Annotated in this window: 10 protein-coding genes and 1 pseudogene; 1 reads left to right on the top strand and 10 read right to left on the bottom strand. The window is 59.6% G+C overall.

Features of this window, described 5'->3' with window-relative positions; all coding sequences use genetic code 11:
• Nucleotides 1-118: 118 nt before the first annotated feature.
• From HMPREF2604_RS13570 to HMPREF2604_RS05440, 9 genes and pseudogenes are all read right to left on the bottom strand, one after another.
• Nucleotides 119-643, bottom strand: a pseudogene (locus HMPREF2604_RS13570) (transposase family protein); the annotation flags it as partial.
• Between the two features lie 295 nt (nt 644-938).
• Complete coding sequence (locus tag HMPREF2604_RS05475; protein ID WP_016422021.1) at nt 939-1,691, bottom strand: ABC transporter ATP-binding protein; 753 nt, start codon at nt 1,689-1,691, stop codon at nt 939-941.
• The gene (locus HMPREF2604_RS05470) at nt 1,688-2,638 is read right to left on the bottom strand and encodes an ATP-binding cassette domain-containing protein (protein ID WP_016422020.1); all 951 of its coding nucleotides are present in this window, start codon (nt 2,636-2,638) and stop codon (nt 1,688-1,690) included. Before HMPREF2604_RS05470 ends, HMPREF2604_RS05475 begins: the two co-directional genes overlap by 4 nt.
• Nucleotides 2,635-3,462 (bottom strand): ABC transporter permease, encoded by an 828-nt coding sequence (locus HMPREF2604_RS05465; protein ID WP_016422019.1) that lies wholly within the window; start codon nt 3,460-3,462, stop codon nt 2,635-2,637. The genes HMPREF2604_RS05470 and HMPREF2604_RS05465 overlap by 4 nt, the downstream gene beginning before the upstream one ends.
• Nucleotides 3,455-4,402, bottom strand: coding sequence for an ABC transporter permease (locus tag HMPREF2604_RS05460; protein ID WP_016422018.1), 948 nt, complete (start codon nt 4,400-4,402; stop codon nt 3,455-3,457). Before HMPREF2604_RS05460 ends, HMPREF2604_RS05465 begins: the two co-directional genes overlap by 8 nt.
• Before the next feature lie 126 nt (nt 4,403-4,528).
• The gene (locus tag HMPREF2604_RS05455; RefSeq protein WP_070563925.1) at nt 4,529-6,181 is read right to left on the bottom strand and encodes an ABC transporter substrate-binding protein; all 1,653 of its coding nucleotides are present in this window, start codon (nt 6,179-6,181) and stop codon (nt 4,529-4,531) included.
• A gap of 219 nt (nt 6,182-6,400) precedes the next feature.
• The gene (gene pdxY, locus HMPREF2604_RS05450; protein WP_240927197.1) at nt 6,401-7,327 is read right to left on the bottom strand and encodes a pyridoxal kinase PdxY; all 927 of its coding nucleotides are present in this window, start codon (nt 7,325-7,327) and stop codon (nt 6,401-6,403) included.
• A 40-nt stretch (nt 7,328-7,367) separates the two neighbouring features.
• Nucleotides 7,368-7,811, bottom strand: a complete 444-nt coding sequence (arfB, locus tag HMPREF2604_RS05445) for an alternative ribosome rescue aminoacyl-tRNA hydrolase ArfB (RefSeq protein WP_070563922.1) — start codon at nt 7,809-7,811, stop codon at nt 7,368-7,370.
• A gap of 164 nt (nt 7,812-7,975) precedes the next feature.
• Nucleotides 7,976-9,187, bottom strand: a complete 1,212-nt coding sequence (locus tag HMPREF2604_RS05440; protein ID WP_070563919.1) for an IS110 family RNA-guided transposase — start codon at nt 9,185-9,187, stop codon at nt 7,976-7,978.
• A 318-nt stretch (nt 9,188-9,505) separates the two neighbouring features.
• Here HMPREF2604_RS05440 and HMPREF2604_RS05435 point away from each other — a divergent pair, with 318 nt between their 5' ends.
• A complete protein-coding gene (locus HMPREF2604_RS05435) occupies nt 9,506-10,402 on the top strand; it encodes a hypothetical protein (protein WP_070563915.1) in 897 nt (298 codons plus the stop codon).
• A gap of 782 nt (nt 10,403-11,184) precedes the next feature.
• On the opposite strand, the gene HMPREF2604_RS05430 is transcribed toward HMPREF2604_RS05435, so the two are convergent.
• A partial coding sequence (locus HMPREF2604_RS05430) for a recombinase family protein (protein WP_141746432.1) occupies nt 11,185-11,572 on the bottom strand: 388 nt, incomplete at its 5' end.

The raw sequence follows: 11,572 nt of genomic DNA, 5'->3' as shown, positions 1-11,572 counted from the left end.
AAGTAGTCAACGACCTCCTCAACGGAAAAACCGAAGCCGGCGGCGTTAATCCCCACCAAAACCGAAATCCACCAGTAGTACTAAAAGGGCTCTTCCGGTTTGATGCCTGACCTGGTTTTCTGGTGTGTTTCCATACATGTTCATCGACTCCAAGGACGCGAACTCCGTCTAGGTGACAGGGGTCGCCGTAGACAAGCTGGCGGCAGGCATCTAGTGCGACTTTATTGACCAGGTCCCAGCCCACACCGAGTGCTTTGGCGGTGGCTGACACACTCATCCGGTCAATAGCAAGGCGTTGCAAGATCCAGCGAGTAACCCGATAAGTGAGCTTGGCGCCGTCATCCGCGCAGGTTAAAGATTCTTGGAAGATCTTCCTCTTACATGAGTCGGCTGTGCACCGGAACCTGGGGACTTTTATGTGCAGCCTAGTGGGGAATCCAACGACAGGAAGATCAACGAGTCGACGGGTGATGTGGTCGCGCAGCTTTCCTGACTGTCCGCAGTCCGGGCACACGCCGACAACGGCTACTGGCGTGGCTTCAATGATGGTCAACGCTCCGGCATCAGCGGCACCGGTGATGGCAAGTCCGATTTCCGCGGTACGGCAAATAGTGTCAGCAACGAGATTTCCAGTAGGCTTCACAGTACGGGTCCCTGGTGGGTTTAGATGGTTGTGTAGGAACTTTCATCTTCACACCAGGGACCCCTACATGTTGTGGTGACCCGCTGAACCCGTCGATTTCTACCTCACCCCGCTACGCACCCCAAAACCGGAAGAGCCCCTTCAAGCAAGTAACGATTGATAGCCAACCATTCAACCAACAAAAGGAGAGCCTACACTGCCTGCCATAGGTATGGCTATCCTAATTCCTAAATTCTATCGGCGATCACAGGCAGTGAAGGTTCAATGACTCCAAGCTGGGCGCTAAGCAATATCGCTACTCTAAGGCGACGACGCCGTCGCACACGGCGGCGAGAAGCCTGTGTTCATGGCTAATCATGAGAACACCGCCGCCAGATACGGCGAAATCCCGGATGACCTCGACGATTGCCGCGGAGTTGGCGGCGTCGAGCATGGCGGTCATCTCGTCGCAGATGAGGTAGCGTGGACCGGCGGCCAGGGTGCGAGCGACTGCGGCACGCTGGAGCTGCCCGTCTGAGACCTGGCTAGGGAAGCGATCGAGAAGGTCCGGAGTCAGCCCAACGTTTCGAATGAGCTCGTCGATGTCCACACTTTTCCCGGTTCGCTGACCATCCCGCCGCCCTTGCCGCCCCTGTCGTGCGGCTGAGCGAATGGTGCGCCCCAAAGTCATCCGCGGGTCGCAGGACCTTCGGGGAGACTGAAACACCATCCCAATCTGGCCACGAACCCGCTGCCCGGCGCGGCTGCGCACAGCGCCGACCGGCACCCCGTCGCAGAAGCACTGCCCTAAATCGGGCACTTCCAGGCCTGCGAGGATACGGCCGAGCGTGGACTTGCCAGCCCCCGAAGGCCCACGAAGCCCGACGATCTGCCCTGGATCAACCCTGATGGAAACGTCCGATAAAACGACTCTCGCAGAGCCGTCCTTGGCGCCGAATGACTTCGACACGTTCTCGGCGACCAGCGCTTTGCCACTCGCCTGCGCGTCACAGCTCACCGAAGCCTGCTCACTCACCAACGCCTTACTCACCACAGCCTCCTCGTTCATTTCCCCGCCTCCTCGAGCCTGCGCGCGTAGCAATAGTCCTCGTCCAGGTTCGTCAAGCTCGGCACCACGCCGGGCATCGGCCGCATGCCGTTTTCGGGCAGCGCTGCGAGCAGGTCGCGCATGTATTCGCTGGCTGGGGCCTCAATCACCTGTTTTGCCGGTCCCGTCTCCTCAAGGCGCGATGCGTACATCACTGCAACTCGGTCGGCGATGCCGCTATCGCGCAGCTCGGAAATGTCGTGCGTAATTAGCATGACTCCCACACCACTGTCGGCGATTTGGCGAAGCATGCGCAGCAGGGCCATGGTCAGGTCGGGGTCGAGGGAGGCCGTCGGCTCGTCAGCAATCACCAGAGCAGGGTCGCCAGCCAGGGCGAATGCCACTGCTGCGCGCTGCGCCATACCCCCGGAAAGTTCGTGGGGATACAGCGCCGCGACCTCCGCATCCAGGCTGACTCGCCGCAGCATCTCCTCCACCGTGTGGTTGCGCCCCAGAACGGAAATTGTTTCTTTTAGCTGTGCCCCGACCGTGCGCACCGGTGTCAAAAACGTCGCCGCCGACTGCGGTACTAGCGCGATTTGCCGCCCCGCCAGCTCCTCGTCAGTGCGAGCAAGGCCCGCGCCGGTACGTCGCCGCGCCAGAATTTCGATGGGCTCGGCGTTCCTCTCCGCTTCTGCACCACTGTCAGCTGCCCCTTCGCGCGGATAGAAACGCACCTGCCCCTCTACTCTCGCGTGCGGCGGCAGCATGCCAACCACCGCCGAGGCAATAATCGACTTTCCGCAGCCCGACTCACCCACAACCGCGACGACCTCTCCCCTACCCACAGTCAGGGACACGCCCGTCGCGGCATGCACCACGTCACCACCGCGCAGGGGAATCCGCACTGTCAGTCTCTCAATGTCCAGCAGCTTCTCTCGCTTGCCGACGCCCTCCCGAGCACTCACACCAGCACCTCCTGTCCGGTCACCCGCTCCTTCAAATGCGTGCCGACGGCCGCAATACACAACGTTGTGGCGACGAGGAAAAACGAGGGAAACACCAAAATCCACCAATGGCCGAGAAGCAGGGCGCCCTCGGCGTCGGCAAGCAGAGTCCCGAGAGACGGCTTGTGCGGCGGCAGGCCCACCCCAAGGAAAGACAGCGTCGACTCGTGCCAGATTGCGTGCGGGATCAGCAAGATAAGGCCGACCAAGGACTGCCCCAGTGCCGCCGGAACAACGTGCCGAGCTAGCACGCGTGCGCGGCTCATTCCGGACAGGAGCGCGGCCTCGACGAACTCGGCGCCCCGCAGATGCAGCACGGACGCACGGACCGTTCGGGTGATGGTCACCCAGTGCGTCAGTACCAGGGAGATGATGATTGCGGGGACCGAGCCTCGGAAAAGGCTGACGATGAGCAGCCCCAGTAGCAGGTGCGGCAGCGCGTTGGTGACGTCGGCGCTGCGCATAATGACGCGGTCGACGCGCCCGCCGAGCATGCCTGCGGTAACGCCGAGGACGATACCGACGATCGCCGAGCACACTGCCGTGACCAGTGCAATGAAAAGGGAAATGCGCATTCCCGCAGCAACTCGAACGAAAACGTCGTGCCCCTTCGAATCGGTACCGAAGAAGTGCTCAGGCCCCGGGGCGACACCGGAATTGGCGAAGTCGGTGAGCACCAGGTCGGAGTCGTGAAACAGCGGAGTTAAAAAGGCGTAGGCAGCGATGAGGACCAGGCACGCCACGGCCACGACCGGGGCGACCGGCCTCTTTGTCGTTTTAAGCATCTGCATCCACCCGTGGGTCGAGGACGACGAAGGCGACGTCGGCAAGCAGATTTCCGAGCAGGACGATAGCCGTCGTCGCGATAGTGAGAATGCTCAGCAGCGGAAAGTCCAAGCTCTGAGCCGATTTGACCAGCGCGGTTCCGAGCCCAGGCCACGCGAAGACCGCCTCCACCAGTGTCGATCCGACGACCAGCTCAGACAGTCGCGCGCCGATGAGCGCGAGGAAAGGCGGCACTGCGGTCGGCAGGATATGGGAGAAAATAATCGTTCGGCGCGGAATGCCGCGGACCTGCGCTCCGGTGACCGCGCCGGAGTCCATGACCTCGACGATGGACTCACGCAACGACAGCACCAGCCACGGCACCTGCGTAATCGCAAGAACGACAGCTGGCAGCGTAAGGTGCGCCACCGTAGAGGAGAAAGTCACGGGCTCGCCCGGGTAGGTCAGGCCTCCGGTGGGAAATAGCTTCCAGGCCAACGCAAAAAGGCCGAGGCCGCCGAGTGCAACGACGAAGGGCGGGGTCGCCTGAATCACCGTCGAGATCGACAGGACTAGCCGGTCTAGCACTCCCCCGCGCCGCACCGCAGCCCACAGTGCCAGAACGAATGACAGCGCGATAGCTCCGGCAAGTCCGCAGGCGCCGAGCAGCATCGTCCACGGCAGACGCTCGGCGAGCACCTGCGTCACCGGCTGTGAGTAGGACCTCGAAATGCCAAGGTCGCCCACCGCCAGGCCCTGCAGCCACACCAACCACGACTCCCACCAGGGCCTATCCAGCCCCAACTGGTGAGAAATCGAGACTCTCTGCGCTTCGGTCAGGTTGCCCGCCTGACCTTTGAGATACGCATCCAAAGGGTCGAAGGGGCTCACCGCCGCCAGCGCGAACACTGCTGCCGTCACCGCCACAACGATGGGAACGGCTACCAGCACTCGCCTCACGACGATTCCTGCGACCTGCCGTTTCCGGCTCTTGAAACGGGGTTGATGCTCAGAGGGGTGTAGACGCGGGTGTGAGTGCGGGCGCGAGCGAGGGTGAGGACGTGGGTGTGGCTTGGCTTCTGTCATTTACTTGTGCCATGCCCCCAGGTTGAACCACGGGCCGAAGTTCAGGCCGTGGGCATGGGGCTCAAGGATGGCATCCGGGTGCGTGTAGCCACGGTCGCGCTCGACATAGACATGGTCAACGTAGACCAGCTGCAGCATGGCGGGCTTTTCGGCGTAGAGCTTCTGAATCTTACGGTAGAGCTCGTCTCGCTTGGCCTGGTCCGCTTCGACGCGCGCCTGGTCGAGCAGCTTGTCGATCTCCGGGTTGACGTAGTCGGAGCCGTTATCCCACTTGGCACCGGCACCCGGCTCAGCGTACTTGGAGTGCAAGATTGAGTAGATCTGGCCGTCGACGGAGTACGGGGTACCGCCTCCTCCCAGCATGACCGGGGTCTTGGCGTAGTCCTCGCGGGTGACAGACTTGGAATCACGGGCGACCGGATTGACCTCAATGCCGACCTTCTTCAGGTCGGAGGCTGCGGCCAACGTCAGGTCAGTGCGGGCGTGATCGCGGTTCGGGAAGTAGATGACATCGAATGCGGCGCGCTGGCCGTCCTTCACGCGGATTCCGTCCGAGCCCTTCTTCCACCCAGCGTCGTCGAGAAGCTTCTCGGCTTTCGCGGTGTCGTGCTTGATCTCGGCGGTCGGGTCGTAGGCGTCGCCGTAGAAGTCCGCGAGGAAGGTGGAGTTCGGCTTCGCGTGGCCCTTCATCACGTCTTTCGCCATGGCCTCACGGTTGACAGCCAGGTTGACCGCATTGCGGATTGCCTGGTCACCGGTGACCGGGTTGCCCGCTGGAAGGGTGATTCCGCGCCAGTCCGCCGAATGCGCCGACTCGACCTTGAATCCCTCCTGGCCTTCAAATTCCTGCGCCAACGCCGGCTCCATAATGGTTCCGTCGCCCTCGCCGCCGCGCAGCTGCTGAGCACGGGAGTTTTCGTCCTGATTGACTCGGTAAATGACTTTCTTCAGCTCAGGGGCCCCGCCGTGATAATCCTCGCGGGCCGTGAAGATGGCCTCGTCGGCACGCAAAGATTCGAGCTTGAACGGGCCAGTTCCCACGGGCTTGGTATTGAGATCTGAGTCCTCGGCGGGCTTCAAATCATCGAAGTTGAAGGCCTCCGACGGGGCGATGCCGTTGAGGAGCTGGTGATCGAATTCCGCGTACGGGATATTCAGCTCGAAGACGACCTTGTCTCCGTCGGCGTGCACCTCATCGAGCATTTCCCAGTTCGGAGCCTCAGAGGAGGCCGAGCGCTCGTCGAGGATGGCCTTGTAGGTCGCCACGACGTCCTCCGGCCCGAAGGTAGTCCCGTCGGAGAAGGTGATTCCGTCCTTGATTGGAACGGTCCACGTTTTGTTGCCATTGCTCGGCTCGGCGGGGCCGGAGGCTAGCAGAGGCTCAAAGTCGACGGGCTTCGTGGAGGTGTCACCCGACACCGGCTTGAGCCGGAAAAGGCCCTCGTAGACCGGGGAATCGCCGGACCTGCTGTAACCAGCAACCGGGTTGTATCCGCCGGTTTCGTTGTTATCCAGCAGGACCAGGGTCTGCTCGGCGCTGGCGCCGGAGGCGGACTTATCATCGGGGTTCGAACAGGCGGTCAACCCGAGGCCACAAATCGCAAGTGCAGAGACCGAGACAGCCAGGGTTCGCCCCGTGCGGGTAGAAAACATTTACTCCCCTTTATTGAAGGATAGGCGCAACTGAGTAGTAACCGTTTTCATTATTTACTCATTGGAACTTTATTTCAATGGTTCGAAATCTTTTCTTCTTGTTGCGCAAATGTTTAGAACCCAGGTAAGAGGCAGAAAAATCCCGAAGACCTGGTACGACGATGGCGGCAACACATAAGTGCTGCCGCCATCGACTCCCCTATATTCGGTTATAAAGCCCTACCCCACCTTCGTAACCTCAAAACGCTGCTCCGGGTGGACGTAGGCCTCCTGCGCACGAACGAGCTCCAGCTCGCCAGAGCCGGACTCGTGCGTGACCTTTAGCAGCTCAAAGACGCTGGCCGCGGTGTTGCCCAGTGCTACCGAGAGGTCACCGTCAATACCGCGACCGCGCAGCAGGTTGCCCGCAAACAGCGCGGCCGTGACATCGCCAGAGCCGTTGCGCTTCAGCGGCAGGTACGGCGTCGCCACCAGCCATGCACCGGAGCCATTGACGGCGAGCATCTCAATCTCGTCCTCCTTGCGCTCCGGACGCAGCACGCTGGTGACCAGCACGGCCTCCGGGCCGAGCTCCCGAGCAGCATGAGCTGCCGCAATGGTGGACTCCAGATCACTGACCTCGCGGCCCGTCAGGTATCCCAGCTCAAACTGGTTCGGCGTAATCACGTCTGCCACCGGCACGACCTTGTCGCGCAGCAGCGGCGGAATGCCTTCCGAGACGTGGCAGCCACTCTTGGCATTTCCCATCACCGGGTCACACGAGTAAATGGCCTTCGAGTTGCGCTCCTTGGTCAGCGCCACGGCCTCGATGATGACATCCGCAATATCGCTACCGCCCTGGTAGCCGGAGATAATCGCGTCGACGTCGTCAAGCTTGCCCAGCTCATCGATACCCTTGATAACCTCGCGCACATCCGTGGCTGGAATCATCGGGCCACGCCACTGGCCGTAGCCGGTGTGGTTGGAAAAATCGACGGTGTGGACCGGCCACACTTCAAAACCTGCGCGCTGCAGCGGAAAGACGGCAGCGGAGTTACCCACATGGCCATAGCTCACATGCGACTGAATGGACAGGATCGAGGGCACTCGGTTGAACTCCGCGACGGCTTCAGCTGCCTTTTCGGTAGGGGCCTGATTTTCGTTCATTCCTCTATATTGCAACGGATGCACGAAAATCCCATATCCCCTAGTAGGCGCTGGGGCGACGTCGGCTGGCTTTGAGTTCGGAGCGCCGCTGCTTCTGCGCTTTACGACGCGCAATCGAGGCTCGACTCGGCCGAGTCCGCCGGCGCCTCGGAGGCGGTGGCTGCACGGCTTCCCGAATGAGATCCGCCAGGCGACGCCGGGCTTCCGCGCGGTTGCGCACTTGGGAGCGCTGCGTGGTGACCGACACGGTGAGTGTGGTGCCGTCGAGTCGGTGGCTGAGGTTCTGGAGAGCGCGGCGGCGGTAGACGTCGGAAAGCACGCTGAGCTCGGCAATATCGACCGATAGCTGCACCTTGGAGTCCGTGGTGTTAACACCCTGACCGCTCGGCCCACCGGAGCGCGCGAAGCGTTCAGTGAGCTCCGCTGAGGGGATGACAAGGCCCTTTGGGATGCCGGGACCTGGTGGAATCTTCAGGGGTTTCATGATGGCCAGTGTAGTCAGGGCGCTCAGTAGCGGATGCTCGGTAACGTGTCCCTATGTTTTTGTCAAGTGCCAGACCGATGTTGACGAGCACAGTCTTGGGAGTAGTTTCTTAGGCGTGCCTAGGAGCCGGCCAGCGTGTGCTGGTCGGCTTCGTCTTTGGGGCTTTATGCGGCGACGGGGCGTGGCGGGATTTCGCGGAAGAACTCCTTGTTTTTCAGCATCGCGTAGATGACATTGCATCGGCGTCGTGCCAGGCAGATGACTGCTGCGTTGTGGCGTTTTCCTTCAGCGCGTTTGCGTTCGTAATACCGCCGTGACGGTTCGTGGCTGCGGATAACTGCGAATGCGGAGTAGAACAAGGCGTTTTTCAGTCGTTTATTGCCTGACCGTGCCGGGAATTCACCTCTGATCGACGAACCGGATCGTCTAGTCACGGGTGCTATTCCAGCATAAGCAGCTAAGTGGCCAGCACTAGCGAAGTCGGAGCCATCACCGATCGCAAGAAGGATCTGCGCTGCGGTCTTGATGCCGACTCCGGGCATACTCATCAAGACCTCACAAAGAGGGAAATCAGCGAGCATCTCTTCAACCTGCTCAGCAATGGTGTTTCGTTGCTCTTTGAGGGCCTGGATGTTTGCAGCCAGTTGAGGAATTACTAACTCGGCGGCATCGCTTCCAGGCACGGTGACTGTTTGAGCTTTCAGCGCTGCAAAAATGTCGTCTACCAGCGGGGTGGGGTCTTTACGTGTGCGCTTGATCATCCAGTTCAACACTCGTTGGTATCCGGCTCTTTTTAGCCCCTGCGGTCCCTTGTAATGGATCAATAATTCCAGGATCGGCGTGCGAGTCAGGGTGCTACCAGCAAAAACTCGTTCCAGGCTGGGGTAGATCTGGGTGAGGACACTGCGAAGCCGATTGACAGTGCGAGTGCAATCGCGGGCGATGTCATCATCGAAGCCGGACAGCATCTTTAGGGCGGAGAGTACCTCATCATTGCGGTCGACGGCACGTAGCGTGTGGGGCATTGTGCGGGCGGTGTCGGCGATGATGAATGCGTCGCGTTTGTCTGTTTTTGCACGTCCCGGATAGAGATCTGCAGCTTTGCGCATCGCAAGACCTGGCAGGTATCCGACTTCGCAACCGCAGTCCCGGGCTACAGCAATCGGTAGTGCGCCGATGGTGTTGGGTTGGTCGACGATCACGAGCACGGTGCCAAGCTTCTGAAGCTGGTGAAAAACGCCTGCTAGTTCGGATTCGAGTTGAGGCAACGGTTTGTCGAAGACCTTGTTGCCATCACGGTCTAAGGCGCAGGCGTGGTGTTCAGATTTGCCGACGTCTAACCCAAGGAATATGTCGATGGAATGCTCCGGAGACATGATGAGCTCCTAGAAAACGAGATGGGTATGGCGTTGTTCCAGTCGCTGGTGTCATGACCTTCGTTGCAAGCACCCACGTTACAAAGAGACCTAGTTTAAAACTGGCCGTGTCCCTATCAGCTGTCATCGAAAGTCCTGGCACCCGGCGGCAACACCCCCCGGATTATGGAAACTACAGGGCAGGTAAGCCATACCGGGACCAGCGACTATCCCCATTATCGGGGACACTCACAAGGTAACGGGTGAGCAGTAAAGAAAAGCGCAATGCCGGGGTACTATAAACTTCTTCCATCCCCTGTTCTCTCAAGGAGATTTCTCATGAAAAAGCGAGCACTCGTCGCTGCTCTATGCTGCCTCTCTACCGCCTCGGCAACAGCTGTTGCTGCCCCGGTCGCTACGGCTCAGACCGCCACCGCGAAGAAGACCATGGCTGACCAATTCCAGCCCACCTATCCCGAGTGGATCAGAATGGACAAACTCACAGAAAGAATTTCCGTTGGAGGGGTACCCGACGGGACGAAATTGACTGCCCTTAATCCGGGCGTGTCTGGCGGGGGTAATGAGGAAGGTGAGCTCTCCGTCAGAGTGTTTGAGGATGGGGAAGTCTGGCTCTGGCTAATCTCGGAATCTGATCGCTACGGAAAGACAGTGTCAACAACTGTTGATCTCGCTGTCGAATACCCTGATGGATCGACTGAGGTAGTAACGCATACTTTCACTGTTCATCCTGCGGAAAAGCTCCAGCACAATCCGACTATTGACAAAAGTGTTATTGAAGTCGGCATGACTACTACCGTAAAAGTTCTGGATATTCCTTCCACAGCTTCGGTGACCCTCTTGAAAGTGCCGCAAGATTGGAATGTAAAGCAGGAAGGAAATACGTTTACCGTTATTCCTCCGGTCGAGGGAAACGGGGAGTTTGTCTACAAGGTAGCTTTCTCAGACGGAACCTCTAAGGTCATCACCAATAGCGTCCAAGCTAGGAAGGTTGTGCCCAAACCAACCACTCCGAAGGAAACGGGAAATCCCCAACTACCTGGGGTAGATACCGGAACGGATGCAGCTGACGATAAGCAGTCTACCCCTGCTTTTAGCGGTGGTTCTTCCACCGCTGGGATTATTGCCGGTGTTATCGGCGTAGTACTCACTATTGCACTGTCCATTGGTGGCGCTGCCTTCGCGGGTCTTATCCCTGGCCTCAAACTCCCCTTCTAAAAAGAACAAATAAGGGCGCCTCACAGGTGGGAGCGCCCTTTCTCTTTATTCGGTGAACGTCGCCCAGGCGGAGAAAGTGCAGGTAAAGCCACACGCTAGCGAGACCTCACGGGCGCACAGAAGGCGATACACGGCTACACAGCTTTCCGACTGCAGTAGGAAATGGGTCTACGGGCTTAGTGTGGGAGTATTGCGAAACCTCCGCGCGAGCATTAGCCTAAAATACGACAGCACGGTTCGTCCCTGAATTGTGGCTGCACAATAAAAAGGGCCCCAACGAGCGGCTACTCGTTGAGACCCTCGGGCCTAAAGACCCACGTGAAGCATAACTGCAATGAGCTTCACTGTTACGGTCGCAAGTGTTATGGCCTTGATTGCCACATCAAGCCGGCTAAGCTTCGTGGCGTCAAGGTCTTTCCTTTTGCGTCCGGGCGTATCCAATGAGTGCTTACCCATTGTCTACCTCCCTTACGTCGTAGGGTTGTCCGCTCGCCTGAAAAGGGCGCGCGGGACAGCCCACGTCACGCGCGGGCCTTACCGCGCACCGACGAGGAAGCCACACCCACACCCCACCGCAAGTAGCGGGGCGTGATTGTGAACCGGAAATAACGTTAGCAGTTATCCCTAACGAGACCTGGGGGCGTGCCTTCGCCAGCCCTTGTAAAAGCCGCCCACGAGGGGAAACGTGCGCAAGGCTACCTGTAGGCGTGCCTGGAACCGTCAACGTCCTGCCATGTGGCAAGCACCGTGGGGCGTATATTCACCCGCCCCCATCGCCGCATCTATGCGTTCTTCAACGCCCGGTACACCGTAGGACGGGTGACCCCGAATTCCCGTGCCAAGGCTGCTTTCGACTCCCCCGCCGAAACGCGCCGCTTAATCTCCGCCACCTGGCCCGGGCTAAGAGCGGGCTTGCGGCCTTTATACTTGCCGGCCTTTTTCGCCAACGCAATCCCCTCCGCCTGCCGCTCACGAATAATGGCCCGCTCAAACTCCGCAAAACTGCCGAGAATACCCAGCATAAGATCCGCGCGAGGGTCACTCGTGCCCTTCGAGAAAGACAGGTTCTCATGTAGGAAAGTAACGGTCACGCCCTTGTCAGTGAGCTCATCAACAATGCCACGCAAATCCGTCAACGAGCGGGCGAGGCGATCAATCGACGAGACGACG

This window comes from Corynebacterium sp. HMSC055A01 (assembly GCF_001809405.1).
Classification (GTDB): Bacteria; Actinomycetota; Actinomycetes; order Mycobacteriales; family Mycobacteriaceae; genus Corynebacterium; species Corynebacterium hesseae.
This window is presented reverse-complemented; position numbering and strand designations above follow the sequence as displayed.